Source organism: Xanthomonas arboricola pv. guizotiae (assembly GCF_002940205.1).
GTDB lineage: Bacteria > Pseudomonadota > Gammaproteobacteria > Xanthomonadales > Xanthomonadaceae > Xanthomonas > Xanthomonas arboricola_C.
In genome coordinates this window covers 13,597-37,582 of the sequence record NZ_MDSK01000015.1, presented here as the reverse complement: position 1 = coordinate 37,582, position 23,986 = coordinate 13,597, and the positions used below count along the sequence as shown (strand labels likewise).

The 23,986-nt window shown below is 66.8% G+C and carries 18 protein-coding genes and 3 pseudogenes; 11 read left to right on the top strand and 10 right to left on the bottom strand.

The features are described from left to right. Positions 1-214 precede the first annotated feature (214 nt). Positions 215-1,174: a PDR/VanB family oxidoreductase gene (locus tag XarbCFBP7408_RS11030; protein ID WP_181106581.1), complete on the bottom strand. Its 960-nt coding sequence runs from the start codon at positions 1,172-1,174 to the stop codon at positions 215-217. A gap of 17 nt (positions 1,175-1,191) precedes the next feature. Further along, on the bottom strand, positions 1,192-2,244 hold the full coding sequence (locus XarbCFBP7408_RS11025) for an aromatic ring-hydroxylating oxygenase subunit alpha (protein WP_104562985.1): 1,053 nt from the start codon (positions 2,242-2,244) through the stop codon (positions 1,192-1,194). 127 nt (positions 2,245-2,371) lie between these two features. On the opposite strand from XarbCFBP7408_RS11025, the gene XarbCFBP7408_RS11020 reads away from it, so the two are divergent. Both XarbCFBP7408_RS11020 and XarbCFBP7408_RS11015 read left to right on the top strand, forming a co-directional pair. Then, positions 2,372-3,289 (top strand): LysR family transcriptional regulator, encoded by a 918-nt coding sequence (locus XarbCFBP7408_RS11020; protein ID WP_104562984.1) that lies wholly within the window; start codon positions 2,372-2,374, stop codon positions 3,287-3,289. Between the two features lie 233 nt (positions 3,290-3,522). Further along, complete coding sequence (locus tag XarbCFBP7408_RS11015; RefSeq protein ID WP_104562983.1) at positions 3,523-4,329, top strand: TatD family hydrolase; 807 nt, start codon at positions 3,523-3,525, stop codon at positions 4,327-4,329. An 18-nt stretch (positions 4,330-4,347) separates the two neighbouring features. Here XarbCFBP7408_RS11015 and XarbCFBP7408_RS11010 read toward each other — a convergent pair. Next, positions 4,348-4,530: pseudogene (locus XarbCFBP7408_RS11010) on the bottom strand (hypothetical protein); the annotation flags it as partial. 775 nt (positions 4,531-5,305) lie between these two features. Next, positions 5,306-6,193, bottom strand: coding sequence for a LysR family transcriptional regulator (locus XarbCFBP7408_RS11005; RefSeq protein WP_104562982.1), 888 nt, complete (start codon positions 6,191-6,193; stop codon positions 5,306-5,308). A 97-nt stretch (positions 6,194-6,290) separates the two neighbouring features. Here XarbCFBP7408_RS11005 and XarbCFBP7408_RS11000 point away from each other — a divergent pair, with 97 nt between their 5' ends. Beyond that, entirely contained in the window at positions 6,291-7,580 is a 1,290-nt protein-coding gene (locus XarbCFBP7408_RS11000; RefSeq protein WP_429001387.1) for an MFS transporter, read from the top strand. Between the two features lie 64 nt (positions 7,581-7,644). Here the strand turns inward: XarbCFBP7408_RS11000 and XarbCFBP7408_RS10995 are convergent, their stop codons facing one another. Beyond that, complete coding sequence (locus XarbCFBP7408_RS10995) at positions 7,645-8,073, bottom strand: MerR family transcriptional regulator (RefSeq protein ID WP_104562980.1); 429 nt, start codon at positions 8,071-8,073, stop codon at positions 7,645-7,647. A gap of 89 nt (positions 8,074-8,162) precedes the next feature. Between XarbCFBP7408_RS10995 and XarbCFBP7408_RS10990 the strand changes: the two genes are divergently transcribed. Further along, positions 8,163-9,080, top strand: a complete 918-nt coding sequence (locus XarbCFBP7408_RS10990; RefSeq protein ID WP_104562979.1) for an alpha/beta fold hydrolase — start codon at positions 8,163-8,165, stop codon at positions 9,078-9,080. A 144-nt stretch (positions 9,081-9,224) separates the two neighbouring features. Here XarbCFBP7408_RS10990 and XarbCFBP7408_RS10985 read toward each other — a convergent pair whose 3' ends face one another. From XarbCFBP7408_RS10985 to XarbCFBP7408_RS22370, 3 genes are all read right to left on the bottom strand, one after another. Continuing rightward, complete coding sequence (locus tag XarbCFBP7408_RS10985; RefSeq protein WP_258072112.1) at positions 9,225-10,232, bottom strand: nuclease; 1,008 nt, start codon at positions 10,230-10,232, stop codon at positions 9,225-9,227. Positions 10,233-10,333: 101 nt separating this feature from the next. Further along, positions 10,334-12,817 carry a TonB-dependent receptor gene (locus XarbCFBP7408_RS10980; protein ID WP_258072111.1) on the bottom strand — a complete coding sequence of 828 codons (2,484 nt, stop codon included), beginning with the start codon at positions 12,815-12,817 and terminating at the stop codon, positions 10,334-10,336. 171 nt (positions 12,818-12,988) lie between these two features. Further along, on the bottom strand, positions 12,989-13,246 hold the full coding sequence (locus XarbCFBP7408_RS22370) for a hypothetical protein (protein WP_146094135.1): 258 nt from the start codon (positions 13,244-13,246) through the stop codon (positions 12,989-12,991). A gap of 143 nt (positions 13,247-13,389) precedes the next feature. Here XarbCFBP7408_RS22370 and XarbCFBP7408_RS10975 point away from each other — a divergent pair, with 143 nt between their 5' ends. The 6 genes from XarbCFBP7408_RS10975 (at position 13,390) to purU (ending at position 18,676) form a co-directional block, all read left to right on the top strand. Continuing rightward, entirely contained in the window at positions 13,390-14,010 is a 621-nt protein-coding gene (locus XarbCFBP7408_RS10975) for a TetR/AcrR family transcriptional regulator (RefSeq protein ID WP_104562977.1), read from the top strand. Next, on the top strand, positions 14,007-14,888 hold the full coding sequence (locus tag XarbCFBP7408_RS10970) for an NAD-dependent protein deacetylase (RefSeq protein ID WP_104562976.1): 882 nt from the start codon (positions 14,007-14,009) through the stop codon (positions 14,886-14,888). The genes XarbCFBP7408_RS10975 and XarbCFBP7408_RS10970 overlap by 4 nt, the downstream gene beginning before the upstream one ends. Before the next feature lie 60 nt (positions 14,889-14,948). Beyond that, positions 14,949-16,067: an NADH:flavin oxidoreductase/NADH oxidase gene (locus XarbCFBP7408_RS10965; RefSeq protein ID WP_181106583.1), complete on the top strand. Its 1,119-nt coding sequence runs from the start codon at positions 14,949-14,951 to the stop codon at positions 16,065-16,067. Between the two features lie 37 nt (positions 16,068-16,104). Continuing rightward, positions 16,105-16,980 (top strand): NAD(P)-dependent oxidoreductase, encoded by an 876-nt coding sequence (locus XarbCFBP7408_RS10960; protein ID WP_104562974.1) that lies wholly within the window; start codon positions 16,105-16,107, stop codon positions 16,978-16,980. Positions 16,981-17,363: 383 nt separating this feature from the next. After that, the gene (locus tag XarbCFBP7408_RS10955; RefSeq protein WP_104562973.1) at positions 17,364-17,756 is read left to right on the top strand and encodes an XVIPCD domain-containing protein; all 393 of its coding nucleotides are present in this window, start codon (positions 17,364-17,366) and stop codon (positions 17,754-17,756) included. Positions 17,757-17,824: 68 nt separating this feature from the next. Beyond that, a complete protein-coding gene (gene purU, locus XarbCFBP7408_RS10950) occupies positions 17,825-18,676 on the top strand; it encodes a formyltetrahydrofolate deformylase (protein ID WP_181106585.1) in 852 nt (283 codons plus the stop codon). A gap of 78 nt (positions 18,677-18,754) precedes the next feature. On the opposite strand, the pseudogene XarbCFBP7408_RS23150 reads toward purU, so the two are convergent. Beyond that, positions 18,755-19,049, bottom strand: a pseudogene (locus XarbCFBP7408_RS23150) (hypothetical protein); the annotation flags it as partial. Positions 19,050-19,710: 661 nt separating this feature from the next. On the opposite strand from XarbCFBP7408_RS23150, the gene XarbCFBP7408_RS10945 reads away from it, so the two are divergent. Further along, complete coding sequence (locus XarbCFBP7408_RS10945) at positions 19,711-21,678, top strand: glycoside hydrolase family 3 N-terminal domain-containing protein (protein ID WP_258072109.1); 1,968 nt, start codon at positions 19,711-19,713, stop codon at positions 21,676-21,678. Between the two features lie 236 nt (positions 21,679-21,914). On the opposite strand, the pseudogene XarbCFBP7408_RS10940 reads toward XarbCFBP7408_RS10945, so the two are convergent. Next, positions 21,915-23,873, bottom strand: a pseudogene (locus XarbCFBP7408_RS10940) (choice-of-anchor X domain-containing protein). Between the last annotated feature and the right edge of the window lie 113 nt (positions 23,874-23,986).

Sequence of the window (23,986 nt, the reverse complement as noted above, 5' to 3'; positions counted from 1 at the left end):
CGCAGACAAGCGCGTTGCAGCGACCAGGCCGTTTCCGGCAGCGGGCATGCGATGTACGGGTGATGCGCTGCGGTTGCGTGCAGGTCATGACGATCGGCGGCACAACGCATCATCATCTGCGGAGCCTAGCGATCGCACCGGCAGGACGGTCGGCATGGGGCAATGGCCGCACTCGCGGCAGCGCTGCACAGGCATCCGCCGCACCCAGGCCACCTCAAAGATCCAGCACCAGCCGCGGCGAGCGGCTACGCGAACAGCACAGCGTGATCTGCCGGTTCTGCGCGCGTTCGCTGTCGCTGAGCACACTGTCGCGGTGATCGGGGGTGCCCGCCAGGACGCCGGTCAGGCAGGCGCCGCACATGCCCTGCTCGCAGGACAGCGGCACCTCGATGCCGGCGTCCAGCAGGGCGCTGGCGATGCTGCAGTCTGCCGGCACCTGCACCACGCGGCCGCTGGCGGCCAGTTCCACTTCGAAGGCGCTGTCGGCATCGTGGGCGATGCCGGGCCCGGCGGCGGCGAAGTGTTCGCGGTGCAGTTGCTCCGCCGTCCAGCCGTGCGCCCTGGCAAGCAGCGTGAAGTGGTCCATGAAGGCGGCCGGCCCGCACAGGTACAGCTGGTCGCGCGCACGCGCCTGGCCCACTTCCTCGGGCACATGCACGCGCGGGCTCTCGCCGCCATCGCTCAGATGAACCTGCACCTGGCCATGCACGAAACCCTGCTGCAGCCGCTGCCCGAACGCCACGTCGGCGTGCCGGCGCGCGTAGTAGTGCAGCACGAAGGGCTCGCCGCGCGCTTCCAGCGCTTCGGCCATCGACAGCAGCGGGGTGATGCCGATGCCGGCGGCCAGCAGGACGTGGCGCTCGCCAGGATGCAGGGGGAACAGGTTGCGCGGTGTGGAGATGCGCAGGCGGTCGCCGGTGCTCAGCTGCTCGCACAGATGCCGCGAGCCGCCACGCGAGGCGTCGGCCAGCTTCACGCACAGCAGATAGTGGTCGCGCACATGCGGTGCGCTGGCGATGGAGTACTGGCGGATCATGCCGTCGGGCAGATGCAGGTCCACATGCGCGCCGGCCTCGAAGGCCGGCAATTGCGCGCCGACCGGCTCCAGCCGGATCGCGCGCTGGCGATGGCCCTGGTCGAAGACCCCGGCGACGCGGACCTCGTGCAACTGCATGGCGTAGTCCTCGGCCGTCAACGGAGGAAAAAGTCGCTATAGCCCTGGCTGCGCAGGCCACGGCGATAGGCGATGGAGCTGCGGTCGGCCGGGATATGCACCTCCAGCAGCGGGTCCAGCGGCAGGTATTCGGGGCGCTGCGCCTCGACCATGGCGCGGTCTTCCTCGAACACGCGCAGATTGAAGGCGTGCACGTCCTCCACCGGCAGATGGGTGTCGAAGTTGCGCGCGATCGGCACCAGCAGGCGCGTCCTGTGCTTGGACACCGGGCTGGCCGCGTTCATGATCACCAGCCGCTTGCCCGGCACCGGGAAGTGGATGGTGAGGGTGGCGGTGAACGGCAGATGCACCTCGAAATGGCGCAGCCACTGGAAATCCGGGTCCACGTCCGGCAGCGGCATGTCCACCGAATAATTGGCCACCGAGCTCAGGTAGTCGGCATTGAAGCCGGTCGGCGTCTCGGTGGTGGTGTAGGCCGGCACCTCGCGCTTGTCCGGCTGGGCAAAGGTGGCGGTGTGCACGAAGGCGAAATGCGCCACGTCGATGAAGCCCTCCAGCTGGCGCGCGGCGCTGCCGCCGATGTCGAAGGCCGGGCAGACGATCTGCTGGAAGCCGTCCTCGTCCCAGCCGGGCATCGGTGGAATCCGCACCTCGGCCGCGCTGACGCCGGCCGGTTTGGCCAGGCAGACCCAGATCAACCCGTAGCGCTCGGCCACCGCGTAGGTGTGCAGGCGCATCTTGGCCGGGATGTTCTGGCTGGGACTGGCGGGGATGTGGTTGCAGCGCCCGCCCGAACCGAAGCGCAGCCCGTGGTAGGCGCAGACCACGCCGCCGCCATCGGCGGTGCCCATGCTCAGCGGCACGCCGCGGTGCGGGCAGACATCGCGCGCGGCCACCAGTTCCTCGCCCAGCCGGTACAGCACCAGCGGCTCGTCCAGCAGGGTGGCCTTGAACGGCGCCTGCCCGACCTCGCTGCTCAGCGCCACCGCGTGCCAGTGCTGGGCCAGGCGCTGCCAGTCGGCGGCCTCGAAGGTGCAGTGCAGCGGCAGGGCGGGGACGGCGACATCCATGGGTCCAGTCTCTGACATAGGGCGGGAGCGGTGCCGGATTGACTCTAGGAAGCCGGGGGTGTGTTATCAAACATCGATTTTCAGCCAAGCCATTGCAAAAAATGCAACGCCAACCGAGCCCCGCCGCATGCTGACCTTTTCCCGCTTCACCCGTTACTTCATCGAAGTGGCCCGCTGCGGCAGCATCCGCAAGGCCTCCGAGGTGCTGCACGTGTCGGCCTCGGCGATCGACCGGCAGATCCTCAAGGCCGAGGAGGAGCTGGGTGCGCAGCTGTTCGAGCGCCTGCCCGGCCGGCTGCGGCTGACCGCCGCCGGCGAGCTGCTGCTGGTGGACGTGCGCGGCTGGGAGAAGGCCTACGCCCGCACCCTGGAGCGCTTCGACGAGCTCAAGGGGCTGCGCCGCGGGCATGTGGAGATCGCCATGATCGACGCGCTCAGCGAGGGCGCGGTGCCGGAGGCGGTGGCGGCGCTGGTGCAGGAGTACCCCGGCATCACCTTCAACCTGTCCACCGCGCGCAACCAGCGGGTGATGGAAATGGTGACCTCGGCCGATGTGGACATCGGCCTGCTGCTGGACCCGGTGAGCAGCGTGGACCTGGAGGTGCGCGCCTTTGCCGACATCCCGCTGGGGATTGCGATGCCGGTCGGCCACCCGCTCAGCACCCGTACCGAGTTGCAGCTGAGCGAAACGCTGGAACACCGCCTGCTGCTGCCGGCCGCCCCGCTGATCGTCGGCGAGCATGCCAAGGTGCTGTACCAACGCCAACACATCGACGTGAAGCGGCTGACCCACTGCAACGACGTGCGCACGCTGCGCGGGCTGGTGCGCGCCGGTGCCGGCGTGGGCCTGATGTCGTGGCTGGACGCCGCGCCGGATGTGGCCGACGGCCGCCTGGCGTTCGTGCCGTTCCGCCGCCACCTGACCAAGCCGATGACGCTGGCGCTGTGCGTGGCCCCGCAGCGGCAACTGTCGCGCTCGGCGCTACTGACGATCCAGGCGCTGGCGGCGAAGATCGATGCGATGGTGGTGCCGGTGATTGGTTGAACCCCTCTCTCTCCTGGAAGAACGGAGCAAAGCCCCTCTCCTGCGGGAGAGGGGCTGGGGTGAGGGGGACGGGGCGAAACCAGATTGGGTGGTTGGTCATGCGAGGCTTCGCTCGCACCCGCATCCGGCGCTACGCGCCAGCTTCTCCCGGCGGGCGAAGGGACGCGAAGCGCTAAGCGCACACAACCCCCACTCGTTACACTTGCCCGGCTCTCCCCACACGACACCGCAGCATGCAGTTGATCGATATCGGCGCCAACCTCACCCACGACTCCTTCGACCGCGACCGCGACGCCGTGCTGCAACGTGCACGCGACGCAGGCGTTGCGCAATTGGTGATCACCGGTGCCAGTCGCGAGCATTCGCCGCTGGCCTTGCAGCTGGCCCAGCAGCATCCCGGATTCCTCTACGCCACCGCCGGCGTGCACCCGCACCACGCGGTGGAGTTCACCGCCGAATGCGAGGCCGAAATGCGCACGCTGCAGGCGCACCCGCAGGTGGTGGCGGTAGGCGAATGCGGGCTGGATTATTTCCGCGATTTCGCCCCGCGTCCGGCCCAGCACAAGGCCTTCGAGCGCCAGCTGCAACTGGCTGCCGACAACGGCAAGCCGCTGTTCCTGCATCAGCGCGAGGCGCACGACGATTTCCTGTCGATCATGCGCAGCTTCGATGGCCGCCTCGGCCCGGCGGTGGTGCATTGCTTCACCGGCAGCCGCGAAGAACTGTTCGACTACCTGGACCGCGATTACTACATCGGCATCACCGGCTGGCTGTGCGACGAGCGCCGCGGCCTGCATCTGCGCGAGCTGGTGCGCAACATCCCGGCCAACCGGTTGATGATCGAAACCGATGCGCCGTACCTGCTGCCGCGCACGCTCAAGCCGATGCCCAAGGACCGCCGCAACGAGCCGATGTTCCTGTCGCATATCGTCGAAGAACTCGCACGCGATCGCGGCGAGGACATGGTGCTGACCGCGGCCAGCAGCACTGCGGCGGCGCGGGCGTTCTTCCGTCTGCCCGCGCCTGCAGCGGCGGCATGACCTGCGCGGCGTGGGCCATCACGCCGCCAGCAACTCCCAGCCCTGCGCATCGCGCAAGCGCAGCCCCGCCTGCGGTGCATCCACGCTGACCCGCACGCCGCTGGCCCACGGCAACTGCCGCTGCTGCGGAAACCAGCGCCGCGCCTGATCGACCACGATCAACAAGCCATCATCGTCGCCCAGCGCGGCAAAGCCCTCAATCGCGGTTGAGGTCAAGCGGTGTGCCCGGATGATGTACGCGGATTCGGCAGGGCACGTGCGCGCGCTGGCAACGTGCATGCTGCCTGCAGCGAAGGCCCTGGCCGCGATGATGTCGCCACGCAAGCATCGCGGGCATGTGCGCTTCCACAGGAGCAATGGCTGCTGGCGTGGCTGAGGGTGTGTTGATCAGACCTCGGCTCAAAACCAGCGCCATCGCTGGTGGCAGGCAACGCAATCCAACATCTTTCGACCCGCGGGTTGGTAGGAGCGCACTTGTGCGCGAAGGGGCGTTACCGGGAGAGCCACGTCGCGCACGAGTGCGCTCCTACGACAGGCGTGGCCAGCGGCATCTGGCCTTCCGTTGGCAGGGTAGGAGCGCACTTGTGCGCGAGGGCGTTACCGGGAGAGCCACGTCGCGCACGAGTGCGCTCCTACGACAGGCCTGGCCAGCGGCATCTGGCTTTCCGTTGGCAGGGTAGGAGCGCACTTGTGCGCGAGGGCGTTACCGGTAGAGCCACATCGCGCACGAGTGCGCTCCTACGACAGGCGTGGCCAGCGGCATCTGGCCTTCCGTTGGCAGGGTAGGAGCGCACTTGTGCGCGAGGGCGTTACCGGGAGAGCCACGTCGCGCACGAGTGCGCTCCTACGACAGGCCTGGCNTCCGTTGGCAGGGTAGGAGCGCACTTGTGCGCGAGGGCGTTACCGGGAGAGCCACATCGCGCACGAGTGCGCTCCTACAAAAACCGTGGTGCTGTCGGCTCAAGATCAGCCGGGCTCACAGCACTTCCGCCAGCGCCCACAGATGCTGGACCAGCGGCGCGGTGTCCAGGGCGCCGGGCGCTACTGCCAGGGCCAGCCTGGCCAGCGGCATCTGGCCTTCGATATCCAGATAGCGCACGCCGGGCAGCTGCAGCTGCGCGGTGGAGGCCGGCACCACCGACACGCCCAGTTCGGCGGCCACCAGGTTGACGATGGACGACATCTGCGGCGCCTCCTGGGTGATGCGCAGGGTCACCCCGGATTGCCGGCAGGCGGCGAGGATCTCGTCGTACAGGCTGGACCCGAAGCTGCGCGGGAACAGGATGAACGGTTCGCCCGCCAGCGCGGCCAGTGGCGCGCTGTTGCGGGCGGCCAGGCGATGCGCGGTGGGCACGGCGATCTTCATCGGTTCGTCGGCAAAGCGCAGCAGTTGCAGGTCGGGCGGCGTGCTCAGGCCGTAGCGCACGAAGGCCGCGTCCAGGCGGCCATCGGCCAGGGCCAGCAGCAGCCCGGCAGTATTGGTTTCTTCCAGCAACAGCTCGACCTGCGGCCATTGCCGACGAAAATCGCGGATCAGGTGCGGCACCACCGGGTTGAACGCGGCCGAGGCGGTGAAGCCCAGCCGCAGCCGGCCGGATTCGCCGCGCGCCACCCGCCGTGCGGTTTCCGCGGCGCGCTCCACATCGGCGAGCACGCGGCGCACCTCGACCAGGAAGGCCTCGCCAGCCGGGGTCAGCTCGGCGCCGCTGTGGGTGCGCCGGAACAGCGGCGTGCCCAGAGTGCGCTCCAGCGCCTGGATCTGCTGGCTCAACGGCGGCTGGCCGATGCCGACCCGCGCTGCGGCGCGGGTGAAGTTGCCCTCCTCGGCGACGGCCAGGAAGTAGCGCAGGTGGCGAAGTTCCATGCTATCTGTTCTGCATATGGCAACTGCCAGCATCATATATTGGACAGGGGGTCAGCGCAGGCGAATACTCGCCGTCCCCTACCTCGATGCTGCGCCCGTGTCCTCTCCTGATCGCCGCACCGGCCGCCTGCCGGGCGCCACCGCCGGCGTTGCCGACAACGCCGCCGCCGCCGATGCGCCGGCCAGCGGCCGCATCCGCCTTGCCCTGTTCCTGGCCGGCTTTGCCACCTTCTCGCTGCTGTACAGCGTGCAGCCGGTGCTGCCGGAGTTTGCGCGTGTCTTCGGCGTGGATGCGGCCATCGCCTCGCTGCCGTTGTCGCTGGCCACCGGCGCGCTGGCCCTGGCGATCTTCTGCGCCGGCGCAGTGTCGGAGAACCTGGGCCGGCGCGGGCTGATGTTCGTGTCGATCGCGCTGGCCGCGGTGCTCAACCTGGTCGCCGCCTTCCTTCCGCACTGGGGCGCGCTGGTGCTGGTGCGCACCTTGTCCGGCATCGCGCTGGGCGGGGTGCCGGCGGTGGCGATGGTGTATCTGGGCGAGGAACTGCCGGCCAGCAGGATGGGCGCGGCCACCGGCCTGTATGTGGCCGGCAATGCCTTCGGCGGCATGAGCGGGCGCATCGTGATGAGCGTGCTGACCGATCACTACGACTGGCGCACCGCACTGGCGGTGTTGAGCGTGTTCGACCTGCTGTGCGCGCTGGCGTTCTTCTGGTTGCTGCCGCCGTCGCGCAACTTCGTGCGCCGGCACGGCATCAACCTGCGCTTCCATCTGCGCGCCTGGGCCGGGCATCTGCGCGACCGCAACCTGCCGTTCCTGTTCGCGCTGCCGTTCCTGTTGATGGGCGTGTTCGTCTGCCTCTACAACTACGCCGGCTTCCGGCTGGGCGGGCCGGAATTCGGCCTGAGCCAGAGCCAGATCGGCATGATCTTCAGCGCCTATGTGTTCGGCATCGTCAGTTCGTCGGTGGCCGGTGCGGCGTCGGACCGTTTCGGGCGCGGCCCGGTGGTCACCACCGGCATCGTGCTGTGCGTCCTCGGCGTGGCGCTGACCCTGGCGCATGTGCTGGCGCTGGTGGTGGGCGGCATCGTGTTGCTGACGATCGGCTTCTTCATTGCGCATTCGGCGGCCAGCGCGTGGGTGAGCCGGCTCGGCGGCGCGCACCGCAGTCACGCCGCATCGCTGTATCTGCTGGCGTATTACGCCGGCTCCAGCGTGATCGGCGCGCTTGGCGGCTGGTTCTGGCAACACGGTGGCTGGGGGGCGCTGGTCGGCATGTGCCTGACCTTGCTGGCGCTCGCCTTCGCCGCGGCCTACGTGCTGCGCCAGCGCGCCGACGACACGCGGCCGTACGGGCGCTTTGCGCCGCACCCTGCACGCGGCGAGTGACGCGGCTCGACCGCCGCGTCCAGGAACGACTGACTGCACGACTGCGCGGCGTCTGTCAGCCGCTCTAGCGCGCCCGCCTGCTGCGTCTGGTCTGCGCGGCAGGCGGCAGCGTGGCCGCGGCATCCGCTGAACCCTGCGCCAGGGTCTCCAGCAAACGCGCCCGCCGCCGCTCCAGGTCGGCCAGCTGGCGCTCGATCAGCTGCAGGCGTGCCCGATGCGCCTGCGCGGTTTCCGGGCACATCTGCGCGCCTTCCACCAGACGCATGCAATCGGGGAAGCCGAGGATGTCGTCCAGGCTGAAGCCGGTGGCGATCAGCCGCTGGATCTGCCGCACCTGCGCAACGCAGGCGGCGGGAAACACCCGGTAGCCATTGGCGCTGCGCGAGGAGGTCAGCAGCCCATGCGCGTCGTAGTGACGAAGCGAGCGCACGCTGGCGCCGGTCTGCAGCGCAAGCGCGCCAATGCTCAGCGAGGGTTCGGACGATGTGACCATGTGCCCAGCATACGGTGCACGCAACGCTTGACCCTCACATTGGGGTGAGGCTGGAGGATGGTGGCTCCCATTGTCTGGAGCTCACTCCGATGCCTGTTCGCTTTCTCCCCGTTCTTGGCATGGTGCCGATGCGCTACCTGCTGGCCTGCCTGCTGCTGTTCTCTTCAACCTTGGCGGCGGCGGGCCCTGCCTCACCCCCGGCGTCGCGCAGCTACACCGTCACCGCGCCCGACGGCGTGGCCCTGGCGGTGCAGGAGCATGGCGCCACCGATGGCCGGGCAATCGTGTTCGTGCACGGCCTGCTCGGCAGCCGCATCGATTGGGACGCGCAGCTGGCCGATCCGCGCCTGCAAGGCTATCGCTTGATCACCTACGACCTGCGCGGGCATGGGCGGTCTGGCAAGCCGGCGGCTGCGTCCGCATATCGGGACGGCATGCGCTGGGCCGACGACCTTGCCGCCGTGGTGAAGGCCGCAAACGCGCGCGATGCGGTGCTGGTGGGTTGGTCGCTGGGCGGTGCGGTGATCAGCAACTACCTCACCCGTTACGGCGACGAAGGGCTTGGCGGGGTGGTGTATGTCGATGGCGTGATCGAATTGCGCGCAGAGCAACTGGGCGCGCATCCGGCGCTCTATCGCGACCTGGTCTCCGACGACCTGCGCACGCACCTGCGGGCGGTGCAGGACTTCCTGCGGCTGTGCTTCGCCACCCAGCCGCCTGCGCCGGTGTTTGAAACCTTGCTGGCCAATGCGTCGCTGGCCTCGTGGGACATGCAGCGGGCCGTGCAGGGCATGTCGATCGACGTCGCCGGCCTGCAACGCACGCAGCTGCCGGTGTTGCTGATGTACGGTGCGCGCGATGCACTGGTGACCACCGGGCCGACGCTGGCGCGTGCACGGCAGCTGCAGCCGCGTGCGCAGACGGTGCTGTATCCCGACGCCGGGCATGCCCCGTTTCTGGAAGACAGCCCGCGCTTCAGTCAGGATCTGCTGCGCTTTGTCGACTAGGCCGCCAACGCCGACTGACGCGGCGTGATGGCACGTGCGATCCGCAGGGCGCGCTGCGCTGCCCGCGCGGCGCCCGCTGCCACCGCGCAGGTCGGCACGCAGGTCGGCACGCCGATGGCGGCACCCCCGTGTCGCCATCGCCAGTTACAGCGTGGGCGACCTGCCGGCAGGTGCAGATCCGGTCGCCGGGTCGTACTGCGGATGGCCCGGGTCCATGCTGGGTGGCGTGGAGGTGCCCGGTCGCAGCGCGCTTTCGCGCCAGGCGCGCACCAGCAGGTCGCGCAGCATCGCCGCGCCGTCGCCGGCGGTGCGATAGACCATCGCGCGACCGTCGCTGCTGGACGCATCGTCGAAGGCGCCGGCCTTTTCCAGGCGATAGACCTGCTCGACACGGCCGGTACCGATGTCGAGAAAGCCCAGGATCTGCTCGAACACATCGCCATCCTGGTGCGCCAGGGCCGGCATGCGGCTCAGCAGGTCCTGCGGGGTCAGCGCAATCTTCTCCACGTAATCGCTCTCGAACTTGCCGTGCACCTTCGGGTCGGTGCTGTAGCCGTGCGGGTTCGGCCCCTGCCAGCCGTCGTGATGGATGCTGTCGTGCTGCGGCTGCGCGCCATCGCCGATGTAGTGCGCAAACCAGCTGACGTAGAACGCGCAGTTGCGTTCGAGCTCTCGGGTGTCCTGGCCCTTGGCGCGCAGCGTGCGCAGCTGCCGCATGGTCGCCACGATGCGTTGGTAGCCTTCGCTGGCGGCGTACGGCAAGGTGCCGGCCCAACGCACGTTCATGCGCTGCGCCAGTTGCGGGTCGCTGCCGGCGATGCGCCGCTGTTGGTCGTACAGAGCCAGCACGAAGGCGTAGCGCGAGCGCGGCAGGTGCTGCATGAAGGCGAACTGCTCGCGGAACCAGCCGTGGTTGGGGTCTTCTTCGATCTTGAGGAGGGGTTCGCTGTCGCTGCGCCAGCCGTCCGGCAGCGTGGCGCCGTCGGCGATCACCTGCGCGTACTGCTTGAGGAAGACCGGGCCGTCGTCGGGCAGCGCCTGCACCGCGGCGCTGTCGATGGCGGCATGCGCGCGGTGGCCCCAGGCGGCGGCATCGCCGGAACACGTCGCTGCTGCAACCAGCAGCGCACAGGCAAGACGGGAAGCTGTCATGGCAGTCCTTGTGGCCTGCAGCGCAGCTGCGGCGCTAGAGGCGATGGATCGGGAAGTGGAGCGCTGGCATCGAGGCTGCGAGACCCCGGACGCCGGCGCACTCAGAAGTGGTAGGTCACCACCAGCCGCGAGTTGCGCGCGTAGATCGGCCGGCCGTAGATCGGTGCGCGCGTGCCCTGGCCGGAGATGGTGTCGGTGCGCGGGTTGCCTTCGGTCAGTGCAAAGGTGTTGGACAGGTTGTCCACCGACAGCTGCACGTCCCACGGCCCGTTGCGCACCAGGATGTTGGCCGCCAGGGTGTCGTAGGCGGCCAGCTCGGTGGTGTTTTCCAGGTCGGCGTAGCGCTTGCCCACGTAGGCGTAGCGCAACGAGGTTTCCCAATCGAACGCACCGGTGGTGAACAACAGCGTCGGGCCGGCATTGCCGTACAGCCTCGGCTGGCGGTTGGGCATGTTGCCGTCCACGTCGACCACGGCCACCGCGCCATTGGCCACCACCTCGGTGAGGTCGGACACCTTGGTGTCGTTGTAGGTCAGGTTGGCATCAAGACGTAGCCACTGCGCCGGCGTCCACACCGCCGCCAGTTCGATGCCGGGGTTGGTGACGCTGCCGCGGTAGTCCTTGGATTCGGCCGCGCCGGTCTGCGGATTCACCGCGCTGGTGCCGATGTTGTAGGGGTCGTACTTGGTGTAGAAGGCGGTGGCGAATACGTCCAGCGTGTCGAAGTTGAGCTTGGTGCCGAGCTCGAACTGGTCGGCGGTGGGGATGTTGACGTTGCCTGCGTTGGCGCCCTCGCTGGGCGCGCGGTGCGCACGCGAGGCGCGGCCGTAGAGGCCGACGGTGGGATTGATGTCGTAGTTGAAGCCCGCGGTCCAGTTGGTCACGCCCACGTCCAGCGCGGTGTGTGCGCGGGCCCCGGTGAACAGGCGCGCGGCATCGTCGGCCAGGGTGCCGGCCATGCCCAGGGTGCCGGTGCTGCGCAGCATGCTCCAGGCGCGGTAGCGGTAGCGCTCGTGACGCACGCCGGCTTCCAGGCGCAGCGTGTCGGTCAGCTGCCAGGTGTCGGCGATGTAGGGCGCCAGCATGCTGGTGTAGGCCTTGCCCTGGGTGCGGTCGGCGCCGTAGATCACCACCCCGTCCTTGGTCACGCCACCGACCACGTTGCCGGCCGCGCCGTAGCCGAGCAGGTCGATCGTGCGCGGGTTCTGCCGCATTTCCAGCAGATAGCTCTGGTAACGCGAAGTGTAGGAACGCGCGTAGTAGGCGCCGTACACGCCGAGCGTGATGTCGTGGCTGTCGCCGCCCCAGTCGAAGCGGCGATGCAGGCGCAGGTCGTCGGCGAACGAATCGGCGCGCACGTTCATGGCGCGGTACTGGCCCTGGATCACCAGGCCGTCGGTGCTGGCCGGATCGAAGCGGCTGCCGTCGTCGGTGTAGACGTAGCCCAGCGAGCTCAGCCCGGGAAACGCGGCGCTGGCGGCAGCGCGGCGGCTGTCGGCATACGCGGCGGCGTCCTGCGGCGCATTGCTGGAATACAGCGCGTCGAAGGTCATGTCCAGGCGATTGACGATGGCCTTGTTGGACAGGCTCCAGCCGTTGTCGAAGGCCAGGTCCAGGTTGACGCCCAGATGGTTGAACTTCATGTGGCGGCCATCGGACAGGTCGCGCAACTCGCGCTGCGGCGCGCCGTTGGCATCGCTGGAGACGATGCTGGCGCGCTTCAGCTGCGCGCTGCTCAAGGTGCCGGTGAAGCGGTCGATCAACGGGTCCAGCGAACGCGAGGTGTCGCGCGGGTCGTACAGCGGGATCGGCATGTAGAACGCGTTCCTGTCGTCCAGATGCTTGGCGGTGAAGCTCAGCTTGCCGTGCTCCAGCGTGTGCGTGAGGTTCATGCGGAACTGCCCGCCCTCGTCGGCCGAAAAGCCCACCTCGCGGTAGCCGTCGTTGCGCCGCACGAAGCCGCCGGCAGCCAGGTACCAGCCGTCGGCAAGCTTGCCCGACCAGTAGCCATCGAGCCGATACAGCGCGGTGTCGCCGACAGTGGTGCGCACTGCGCCTTCGGGGGTGTCGCCGCCCTGGCGGGTGACGAAATTGACGATGGCCGCGGCATTGGAAGTGAAGATCGGCGACGGCCCGCCGCGTACGGTTTCCACCGATTCGACCATCAGGTCCGGGCGCACCAGGCCTTCGGTCTTGTAGAAGTAGCCGTTGTTGTCCGGGTAGGGGCTGATGCCGTCTTCCTGGATCACCGCAAACGAGCCTTCGTCGGGAATGCCGCGGATGCGGTAGACGTTCTGCACTTCGCCGCCGGTGGATTCGGCATAGATGCCGGGCATCGAGCCGATCAGGCTGGCCAGGTTGAGCGGGGCCAGCTTGTCGATCTGCTCGGCGGTCAGCGCGGTGATCGCATACGAGGCGTCGAACTGGTTCTGGGCCTGGCCGGCGCCGGTGACGATCATCCGGTCCAGCGAGAAGATGCTGTCCTCGCCCTTGCGGGTGGCAGGCGTGGCGGGTGCGGCCTCCTGCGCGAGCGCGGGGGTGGTCAGGGTCAATGCAAGCAGGACGGCGAGCGGACGACGCGACACGGCACGACGCACTCCGGAGCGCGTCCGGATGTGGGTGTAGGGCATGGCAGGAGTGGGGTCGGCGGGGGAGCTGCCCACTGTCGCGGCGCCATGTTTCCGCAGCATTGCGTGTGCGCCCGATCACGCTAAGTTGGCGGGCCTACGTGCCGATCTGTAACGTGGCACTTGTTTTCAAGCGGTTTCAACCGTGCGCGGCAGGTGGCCGGCTATGCCTCGCTCGGTGCGCATCACCAGGTCAATCGTCCCGCCCTCGGTGTCATCGCGCCGGCGCCAGCTCGGACATCGCAACCCGCGCCACGCTGGCAGCCGCTTGTTCGACGCTGCCTGGACCGGCGTGGTCGTCGAGATCGGTGGCGGCGCGAGCGTGATCGACTGCATCGGCGCATTGACCGCAAGGCCCGCGTTACGCGGTACCTTCGCCAACGACACGGTGAAGCAATCGGGCGCTCGGCGCCGTCGCGCAGCGCCAGGGGCTGCGGAGTTGGAGCGGCGCGCTTGCTTGGAATCACCGAGAAGGCCCCCAGACTATGTGCCACCCATCCGTGTGTACAGCCGCCTTCGTGAGCACCTCATTGCCCCTGCCAGCACCGCGCAAGGCCCCGCAGCAAGCGCGCTCGCGCGCCACCGTGGAGGTCATCCGCCAGGCCAGCATCCAGGTGCTGGTGGCCGACGGACTGCAGGGCTGCACCACCACGCGGGTGGCCGAGCGTGCCGGCGTGTCGGTCGGCAGCGTGTACCAGTACTACCCCAATCGGCAGGCGATGTTGATCGCGTTGCTGCAGTGGCATCTGCAGGCGGTGAGCGACGCGGTGGAACGGGCCTGCGCGCAACAGCACGGACGCACGCTGGCGCAGCAGTGCGAGGCCTTGGTGCATGCCTTCGTGCAGGCCAAGCTGCAGCACATGGACGTCGCGCGCGCGCTGTACGCCATTGCCGAGCTGCATGGTGGCGCCGCGCTGGGGTCGCAGGCGCGCAAGCGCTCGCAGCAGGCGTTTGCCGCTGCGCTGGCCACCGCCGCGGATGTGCGCTTCGACGATTGCGGGGCGGTGGCCGAGATCGGCATGGCGGCCATCACCGGGCCGGTGAGGAGCCTGCTCGAGGAGGGCGTGCCCGCCACGCGGATTGCGCCGCTGCAGGCGCAACTGGTGGTGTTGCTGCACGGTTACCTCATGGCCACCGGAGCTGCGCGATGACGGCGGCACTCGTGCAGGACGGCAATGCACTGCAGGATTTCATCGAGCGCCACCGGCGCCTGTTCGTGCTCACCGGCGCCGGGTGCAGCACCGATTCGGGCATTCCCGATTACCGCGATCTGCAAGGCGGCTGGAAGCGTCCGCAACCGGTGACGTTCCAGGCCTTCATGGGCGAGCTGTCCACGCGGCAGCGCTATTGGGCACGCAGCCTGGTCGGCTGGCCGCGCTTCGGGCTGGCGCAACCCAATGCCACCCATCACGCGCTGGCCGCACTGGAAGCGCGCGGCCAGCTGGAACTGCTGCTGACGCAAAACGTGGACCGCCTGCATCAGGCCGCCGGCAGTCAGGCGGTGATCGATCTGCATGGCCGGCTCGATGTGGTGCGCTGCATGGGCTGCGAGCGGCGCATGCCGCGTACCGAATTCCAGCTGCTGCTCGAACACGCCAACCCCGGCTGGGCCGAGCTGGACGCGGCGCAGGCGCCCGATGGCGATGCGGACCTGGACGATGTGGCCTTCGACAGCTTTGCAGTGCCGCCGTGCCCGGTGTGCGGCGGCGTGCTGAAGCCGGATGTGGTGTTCTTTGGCGAGAACGTGCCGCGCGAGCGCGTGGAGCGTGCATTTGCGCATCTGCAGGCGGCCGATGCGGTGCTGGTGGTGGGCTCGTCGCTGATGGTGTATTCGGGCTTTCGTTTCGTGCAGACCGCGGCACGCAACGGCCTGCCGATCGCCGCGCTCAACTTCGGGCGCACCCGTGCGGACGAGCTGCTCAGCCTGAAGGTCGAACAGTCGTGCGCGCAGGCACTGGCGTTTCTGCATGCGCCGTTCGATCCGCTGCGTGCACGCAGCGTCAACGATGCCAGTGCGCGCTCGGCATGACGCAGTGATCCATCGCAGCGGTTGTGCGCACGCGCGCGGCGCAGTGCAATGGGCATCCCCGTGTCATCTGTGGATGCCCCCTTGAGCCAGCTGTTCTCCCCCATCCGCTTCGGTCCGCTTGCGCTCGCCAACCGGATCGTCATCGCCCCGATGTGCCAGTACTCCGCACAGGACGGCCGCGCCAGCGACTGGCACCGCATCCATCTGGGCACCTTGTCGCAATCCGGTGCCGGCCTGCTGATCCTGGAAGCAGCCGCAGTACAGCCGCAGGGGCGCATCTCCTACGCCGACCTCGGCTTGTACGACGATGCCACCGAGCAGGCGCTGGGCGAGGTGCTGGACTCGGTGCGGCAGTGGTCGCCGATGCCGATCGGCATCCAACTGGCGCACGCCGGGCGCAAGGCCTCCACCGATCTGCCGTGGAAAGGCGGCGAGGCGATTGCGCCGGATCACGCGCATGGCTGGCAGACCGTGTCCGCATCGGCGCTGGCGTTCGGTGACGGTCAGCCGCTGCCGCAGGCACTGGACCAGGCCGGCATCGATGCGGTGGTACAGGCCTTTGTCGGTGCGGCACGGCGCGCCGAACGCCTCGGCCTGGCGCTGATCGAGCTGCATGCCGCGCATGGCTATCTGATGCATCAGTTCCTGTCGCCGCTGAGCAATCAGCGCAGCGATGCGTATGGCGGTTCGCTGGACAACCGCATGCGGCTGACGTTGCGCATCTTCGACGCGGTGCGCGCGGCGGTGTCGGACAAGATTGCCATCGGCGTGCGCATCTCGGCCACCGATTGGGTAGAGGGTGGCTGGGATCTCGAGCAGAGCATCGCGCTGTCCAAGGCGCTGGATGCGCGCGGTGCGCACTACATCCATGTCTCCAGCGGCGGGCTGGATCCGCGCCAGCAGATTCCGGTGCAGGCGGGCTATCAGATTCCGTTTGCGCAGCAGATCAAGGCGCAGGTCAGCACGCCGGTGATCGGTGTGGGCCTGATCACCGAGCCGGCGCAGGCCGAGGCGATCCTGCAGGACGGCCAGGCCGATGCGATCGCACTGGCGCGCGGCATCCTGTACGACCCGCGTTGGCCGTGGCATGCCGCTGCCGCACTCGGCGCGTCGGTCACGCCCTCGCCGCAATACCTGCGCTGCGAGCCGCGCGATGCGCGTGGCGTATTCGCCAGCTGATCCATCCGATAGACGTCATAACGAACAAGGACAACGCATGCCGATAGGATTTCTGGGCTTGGGGACGATGGGCCTGCCGATGGCGCACAACCTGCTGCGCGGCGGTTTCGAGCTGCGTGTGTGGAATCGCTCGCCGCAGCGCACGCAGTCGCTGCGCGAGGCCGGTGCCACGGCGGTGGATGCGCCGCGCGACGCTGCGCACGGCCCGTTGCTGTTTTCGATGCTGGCCGACGACAACGCGGTGCGTGCCACCGTGCTGGAGCAAGGCGTGCTGGATGCGCTGCCGGCCGGCAGCGTGCACGTCAACATGGCCACCATCTCGGTGGCACTGGCGCACGAGCTGACCGCCCTGCATGCCGAACGCGGCGTGGCCTATGTGGCCGCACCGGTGCTCGGCCGGGTCGATGTGGCCGAAGCCGGCAAGCTCAACATTCTGGCCGCCGGCGACGAGGCAGCACTGGCGCGCGTGCAGCCGATGTTCGATGTGCTCGGTCAACGCACCTGGGAGATCGGCCGCACCCCCGAGCAGGCCAATGCGGTCAAGCTGGCAGCCAACTTCTGCCTGGCCAGCGCGATCGGCGCCATGGCCGAAGCCAGCGCGCTGGCACGCGGCCACGGCGTGGACGCCACCCAGTTCCTGGGCATGCTCACCAGCACCTTGTTCGCCGCGCCCGCGTACCAGGGCTACGGCCGCCTGATCATGCAGCGCGACTACCTGCCCGCCGGCTTCACCGCCACCCTGGGCCGCAAGGACGTGGATCTGGCGATCCAGGCCGGCGCCGACAGGCAGGTGCCGATGCCACTGGGCGAGTTGCTGCGCGCCGGCCTGGACGAGGCCATCGCGCATGGCGACGGCAACGCCGACTGGGCGGTGCTGGCAGAGGTGTCGGCGCGGCGGGCCGGGCAGGCCTGATCGCAGCCTCCGCAAAGCGGAGCTAGCCGCTCTCCCGGCGGGGCGGCAAGGCACGGCTTGCGCGTCACTGGCGCGCAAGCCTCGAAGCGCCCGCGCTGCTGGCGCGGGCCGGGACGCGGAGCGGGGGTTGGGGTGAGGGGAGGAGGCGGCGCCACGTGCAGCAGATTTCGCACGCCCTCGGCTCCATCTGCTCCCCACTCTCGGGCCGCTTCGCTCCAGAGCAACACGGCCCACCTCTTGCTCACCTCGACATGCAGCAGACCTTCTAAAATGCCGGCTCGTGACAGCCGCCGCTCCAGGGAGGATGCGATGCGACACCTGCATATCACGCTCGGTTCGACCGAGCGCACACCGCGCGCACCGACCTGCGCCGGTGGGACACGATGACCGCCGTACCGGTCGTCGATCAGGGCCCGGTGGGCCCGGACCATCCCGAGCATCCGGACCACTCTCTGTTCGCGCAGATCCGCGAAGCGGTGGCCGCGCTCGATGCCGAGTTGAACAAACCCACCGACGCCGCCAGTGTCCGCATGGCCGCGCGCCTGCTGCCGCTGGCCAAGCAGCATGGCTTCGACCAGGTGGATCACGTGGTGCTCAGCCGGCACGTCGGCGAGGTGGGCGAGAACGTGTTTCTGGTGCGTGGCGAGCTCGCCGATCCGGCGCATCTGCGTGCGCACATCACCACCCAGGAAGCGATGGAGACCTCGGTGGAGGCATCGATGGCGCAACTGGACGAGATCAATCGGCGGCTGATGCTGCGCCTGCCGCCGCGCTGAGCTGCAGCGGAAAGTTACGGGCGCAAGCACTGCGCCCGCAGCCGGGCGCATTGGCTATCATTGTGCCGATGCGCTCCGACTACATCCTCACCCTGTCCTGCCCCGACCGCACCGGCATCGTCTATCGCGTGACCGGGCTGCTGTTCGACCTGGCCTGCAACATCCTCGACGCACAGCAGTTCGGCGACGACGAAAGTGGCCGCTTCTTCCTGCGCGTGCACTTCGACAAACCGCCGGGCGCCGACATTGCCGGGCTGGAACGCCGCTTTGCGCAGCTGGCCGATGAGTTCCAGATGGACTGGCAGCTGCACGATGCGCGCCGCCGCGCGCGGCTGCTGGTGCTGGTGAGCAAGCAGGGGCATTGCCTCAACGATCTGCTGTTCCGCATGCACAGCCGGCAATTGCCGGTGGATATCGCGGCGGTGGTGTCCAACCACGCCGACTTCGCGTCGCTGGCCGCCTCCTATGGCATCGCCTTCCACCATCTGCCGGTGAGCGCCGACACGCGCGCCGCGCAGGAAGCGCAGCTGCTTGCGCTGGTCGAGGCGCTGCAGATCGATCTGGTGGTGCTGGCGCGCTACATGCAGATTCTTTCGCCCGAGTTATGCCGCGCATTGGCGGGGCGGGCGATCAATATCCATCACAGCTTCCTGCCCAGCTTCAAGGGCGCGCAGCCGTATCACCAGGCGCACGCACGCGGGGTCAAGATCATCGGTGCCACTGCGCATTACGTCACCGAAGACCTGGACGAAGGCCCGATCATCGAACAGGACGTGGCGCGCGTGGATCACGCGATGACGCCGCGCGACCTGGTGCGGCTGGGCAGCGATACCGAATCGCTGGTGCTTGCGCGTGCGGTGCGTCGCCATGTCGAGCACCGCATCGTGCTCAATGGCCATCGCACGGTGGTGTTTCGGTGAGGCGCGGCCAACCGTCCGGGAAGCGGGCTATCGCGTCTCGACGCGCGATAGCCCGCTTCGCACTCGCCTCAACGGCCATCACACGCCAATGAAGACCCGTCGGGCTCTGACCGGCATCGTGAAAATCGCTGGAGTACACAGAAGCTGCTCTTGGCAAGGGCTGGATTCCATCTTGGCATTGACGAGTCGCGATAACCGTTCGCTCAACCGGAATCTTCGATTGAAGCGGTAGGCGGTGTCGGCCAGGGAAAGCCTCGCTTGTTTACCTTGCGCGGTGGCGTGATACATCGCGCTGCGGGCGCTTTAGGTCGCCAGGCATCACGTTGACCCAGCATGCGCCAGGCATCCCTGTCGCGGCACGTCCCTCGCCGGTACACGGTCAGGGACTGATCGGGGCGACCCAATGGCAGGGGTGTTCGTTACGCCGAGTAGCTTGCTGAAAACCTCTGGCAGGACCACGGCCCGGTCTTGAGTGATCCTGATTTTTGGAGCTTCTGCGGGGAATTGTGAGCATCCAGTGCTCTCCGGGAGCGCAGATCTCAGCTACGGGCAACGCCTGGTGTTGGGCTAGGTGGCTCGAACTGGCATTCAGCTGCCTATCAGATCGATTCTTTCAGCTAATAACCAGAGTCTGTCAGGGCAAACCAACGAAATTTCGGAAGCATTCGTTATCGGTAGCGAATTTTCGCCAAAGGAAAGCAAGACCCACGGAAAGTGCTGCACATTGGCGGGCAATTCGCGCTTTCCTGGAAGACATATCCGGAATAAGCATTGGCGATACCTGCCACTGTCTGCGGCGAACTCTTCAAAAAATCGGTCCGTTGCGCAGTGTAGTGGCCTGCCGAATCATGCCGGGTGGCTTGCCTCCGCAGATCGCATCCGCGCGCATCGGGCACTACATCCCGATGCAATCATGCAGGTGCACAATGAAATCTCCGAGAAAAGCTCGACCCCGCCCCAGAGTGACAGTATTTGCCTTGCTGCTGACGTCCTGTCTTCTCAGCGGGCCGGGCGTGTCCGCTGAGACAACGGCCGTGAATCGCGCTGACAGCGTCGCGGCGACATCCAAATCGTCTCTCGGAACGGCCAGGTTTGTCGATCATGTCGCGGAAAACGGCTCGACGTACGCTCATTTGGTCAGCGCAAAGAGCGCCGCAGGCTCCAGCGGGAGCATGTTCGGCATGGGTGGCAGAGAGAGGGTTGCTGTGAACATAAGAGAAAAAGTAAAGGCAATGACGCTCGAAGAAAAAATCGGGCAGAAAATAATGCTTGATTTTCGCTACTGGGACCCGACGGGTAATGAAAAGCGGGACATGACAGTTCCCGATGACGTAATTGGCCGAATAATTAAGAACAATCACGTTGGCGGCGTCATTCTTTTTTCAAATAACTTCAAGGATCAGTTCCAGATCAAAAGACTTACGGCTTGGTATGCTGGAATGGAGAGCAGCGGGGGAGTGCATTTGCTGATTGCAACGGACAATGAGGGAGGTAATGTCTTTCGACTTCCCCGTAACGAGTATGCGTCCTTTCCTGGCAATATGGCGCTTGCGGCAGCCATTGAAGGAGGATCAAGCGAACAGCTTGCCTTTGAACAAGGCAGGTTATTGGCTCAGGATCTGCTTGCCTTGAAGATAAATACCAACTTCGCACCGGTGGCCGATGTCAATGCCAACCCCTTCAATCCGGTAATCAACGTTCGTGCATTCAGCGACGATCCAAATGTCGTATCTCGCTTGGCCCGAAAAATTTCAGTCGGAATGCAGCAGCAGGGGCTGGTCACCACCTATAAGCACTTTCCGGGCCACGGCAGCACTTCAACCGACTCGCACACTGGCCTTCCCCGCGTGGATCTCTCGCGGGACCAAGCCTTCGCAATCGATATTGCGCCCTATCAACAGGCCGTCTCCGCAAACGCCGCTCCGGACATGGTCATGACGGCGCATATCCAGTATCCGGCGCTGGATGAAAGTCTGGTCACTAACCGTAACGGGCAAAGGATTATAGTTCCCGCCACCATGTCGCGTCAGATACAGACGCACATCTTGCGCGACGAAATAGGCTATGCCGGCGTGACCATTTCTGACGCGCTGGACATGGGGGCGATCACCGACAACTTCAACCAAGAAGATTCCGTCGCGAAGGTGTTTTCTGCGGGAGTGGACATTGCGCTGATGCCAATTAGTATCTCTTCACCCTCTCAGGCCGACCTTCTGCCTCGACTTGTCAGTCTGATTGTCGAAGAGGTTAGAGAAGGACGCATCAGCGAGGATGACATAGATGCCTCGGTAGAACGAATTTTGGAACTCAAAGCTCGGCATAACCTGCTGACAAGGAGCGACCGAAATTTTACCAAAGCGTCCTCCTTGGTTGCAGGAGAAGTCCAGAAAGCGATTGCGGATCAGTCTATAACCGTGGTGATAAATCGCCAGTCTCTGTTGCCGTTGAAAGACAAATCGTTGCGCTATTTCGTCCTGACGCCTCAAGCTCAGCAGTCCACAGGCATTGCGGTCGCGATGGGACAGGAAGGATACCGCAGTGTGGTTGCCGCAGATGAGGCGACGCTCACTGACGCGCAGATAAGAGAAAACATCGCCAAGTGCGATGTGTTCCTGCTTGGCACCCTGCCGACGAGCTATACGGCAGTCGAGCAGGATGTTGTTCCCGCTGCGCAAGCGAACGTGGTGCAGGACGACAACAGGTATCTCGATTGGCTCAGGTATGCTGCTGGCTTGGGGAAGAAGCGCGTCCACCTCTCCTTGCGCGCGCCATACGACATCGTCAATTATTCCGAGGACACGGATGCAGCTGTCGCCGCTTATTCCTACTACGGATATAACAACGGTGTGTGGCTCGGTCCCTCCATGTTGTCGCTAGCGGAAGTGCTCACTGGCAAACTGACGCCGCGCGGCAACTTGCCGGTAAATCTTTGGAAAAGTTACGACGTGAAGACAAATACAGGGAAGGTGGCTTATCCGCGAGGATTTGGACTGAGTTGGTAATTGCGACGAAACGCGAGGCGCAATATTGGCCTGGCCCGGGGCCGCGAGAAGACTGTTTCGCCTTAGCGGGGAGTTCGATAGCCAGGGAGCGCCTGCGGCACAGTCACCATCGCCCTTCCGGAACAGAGACCCCTTGCGTCCCATGCTTGAGAAAACCGGCTGAAGCGCGTTGCAGATCGTGAAAGAAGATGGCCGGCGCGTAGGCGCCGACCATCGCATCGCACATCATCTCGCAATTATCTCGCCGCGTTGGCGTTCATCACTGCATTGCGGCTGGCATCCAGATCTGCGCCGGGTCGCGCATGCCGGTGGTGTGGCATTGCCCGGTGGTGTGGCCGCGATTGACGCCGCCCGGCAGCTGCGCGTTGACCTGCTCCACGGTGCCATCTTCCGGGTCGTTCAGCACCAGGTCCGAGGCCGCGTTGCAGTAGTCGTTGGTGTACCAGTTGGTCTTGGCGAACGAGGTGGTGTAGTAGTTGACCTTGGCGCGCGCATCGGCCGGAATACCGGGCAGCCAGGCCTTGGCGCCGTCGTAGGTCAGGTCGGTATTGGTGCCGCAACCCACGCCGAACCACGAGCCCACCGCTGCCAGAATGCCGGATAGATTGGTGCCCTGGTACGGCGTGCCGACCGACTGCATCACCCGCCCCCCTGTGACGTTATCCAGCCCGCTCCAGTAGTAGGTATACAGACGCAGCGCGGCCATGCCGCCCTGGCTGTGCGCCACCGTCGCGAACGAGGACCACTGACTGGCGAACTGCGCCAGCCGCTGTGCGAACTGGTCGTTGCTGCGGTTCTGTTTGGCATCAAGGAACGAGGACGCATTGGTGAACTGCGCCTGCGGCCACACGCCGTTGGAGCAATACCCGTGCACCAGCACCAGTTGCGACCCCGTGGCTTGCGGTTGCGCCATCGCACTGGCACGGGCCAGCGTCGTCGGACGCGGCCCCATGCGCATGCTCTCGTCGACCGCAGTGGCGGAGCGCGCGATGCTGGTGCGGCGCAACGCGGGCAGCTGCAACGGCAGCGTGTCGGCCTGTACCAGCGGGATGTAATGATCCGGGTCTTCGATGCGCAGCCCGCGTAGCGTAAACGGCGCACGCGCGCCGGCACGCGCGACCCAGCGTTCGTCCAGGCTCAACGGTAGCTGGCCTTGCTGCGGCGTCAGCATGCCGCCGATCCATGCCACCGGCACGTCCTTGCCCGTGGCATCGGTGCCCCAGACCTGGCCAAGCACGCGGTAGTGCGATGGTGCCTTGCCGCGTGCGGCGACCGGCAAGGCAATGCTGAGCCGGGGTGCCGTCGGCAGCGCGTGCGCTGAGCGCGTTGCCGAGCAGACGCAGGGAAGTATCCAGCACCGGCAACACATGCTCGCTGGTGCGCACGAACGGCTGCCCGGCCTAGTCGCGACCGCGCACGATCACCTGTGCGATCCAGGTGCCTTCGGCTGTCGGTTGGAACGTGCCGCCATACACGCCATCGCCGGCAGCGCCATCGTCGTGCTGTCCGTCATCGGCCATCGGCAGCGTGCGGATGCCGCCTTGCGGGTCGATCACACGCAGGCTCGCTGTCTCGATCTGCCCCGCCTGTGCAGCAAGCAAGCTCGCGCCGCCTGCATCGTTGCCGCTGAGCAAGGCGTTGAGCGTCAGCGACTGGCCGACCTACTGCCGACGATGGCGCGGGTACGAAGCCAGCTGCGTGCGCGCATCGCCTTCCATCAGCACATACCCGCGTTGCGCCACCGGTGCCGCCGATTGCAGCGTCAGCGCCCAGTTGCCGTTCTGCGCGGACTCCACCGCGTAACGCATGCCGCTGCTGCCGCTCTCGGCACTGCCCAGCAATGTGCGTTGTGTCTGCAGTTGCGGTGCAACGGCCGCCGCGCGCGCGCCGGCCGTGGGTGGTGCAGTCACTGCCGCCTCCCACGGCTGGTCGCCGGCCAGCACCATGAAACGCAGATGGCCGTTTTCCACCGGCAAGGTGCCTTGCCAACGTGCGGAGGTGCCGGCCGGCGTCAATTCCACCGGCAGCAAGGCGCTCTTGGACAGGATCGCCGACTCGGCCGGATCAGGCGCGCGCATCTGCGCGAACTCCTCCGGTGGGCCAGCCAGTTGTTTGGGCTGCAGCTCGGCCGCGGCAAGCGGCATGGAGACCAGCGACAGGGCGCACAGCAAGGACAACAGCGACGGCTTCGGCATGGCGACATCTCTCCTTGAACGTTGCAGAAGCGATGCCGCCGCGCATGGCAACGGCATCGGATGCAGCGCCCCCTCGCCGCGATTCGCCGATGGTTATACCCCGCATGTGTGAC

Bases quoted from the DNA above. Each gene is read 5' to 3' on its own strand.
- XarbCFBP7408_RS11030 (WP_181106581.1), bottom strand. From the start codon at position 1,174: ATGCAGTTGCACGAGGTCCGCGTCGCCGGGGTCTTCGACCAGGGCCAT.
- XarbCFBP7408_RS11025 (WP_104562985.1), bottom strand. From the start codon at position 2,244: ATGGATGTCGCCGTCCCCGCCCTGCCGCTGCACTGCACCTTCGAGGCC.
- XarbCFBP7408_RS11020 (WP_104562984.1), top strand. From the start codon at position 2,372: ATGCTGACCTTTTCCCGCTTCACCCGTTACTTCATCGAAGTGGCCCGC.
- XarbCFBP7408_RS11015 (WP_104562983.1), top strand. From the start codon at position 3,523: ATGCAGTTGATCGATATCGGCGCCAACCTCACCCACGACTCCTTCGAC.
- XarbCFBP7408_RS11005 (WP_104562982.1), bottom strand. From the start codon at position 6,193: ATGGAACTTCGCCACCTGCGCTACTTCCTGGCCGTCGCCGAGGAGGGC.
- XarbCFBP7408_RS10995 (WP_104562980.1), bottom strand. From the start codon at position 8,073: ATGGTCACATCGTCCGAACCCTCGCTGAGCATTGGCGCGCTTGCGCTG.
- XarbCFBP7408_RS10990 (WP_104562979.1), top strand. From the start codon at position 8,163: ATGCCTGTTCGCTTTCTCCCCGTTCTTGGCATGGTGCCGATGCGCTAC.
- XarbCFBP7408_RS10985 (WP_258072112.1), bottom strand. From the start codon at position 10,232: ATGACAGCTTCCCGTCTTGCCTGTGCGCTGCTGGTTGCAGCAGCGACG.
- XarbCFBP7408_RS10970 (WP_104562976.1), top strand. From the start codon at position 14,007: ATGACGGCGGCACTCGTGCAGGACGGCAATGCACTGCAGGATTTCATC.
- XarbCFBP7408_RS10960 (WP_104562974.1), top strand. From the start codon at position 16,105: ATGCCGATAGGATTTCTGGGCTTGGGGACGATGGGCCTGCCGATGGCG.
- XarbCFBP7408_RS10955 (WP_104562973.1), top strand. From the start codon at position 17,364: ATGACCGCCGTACCGGTCGTCGATCAGGGCCCGGTGGGCCCGGACCAT.
- purU (WP_181106585.1), top strand. From the start codon at position 17,825: ATGCGCTCCGACTACATCCTCACCCTGTCCTGCCCCGACCGCACCGGC.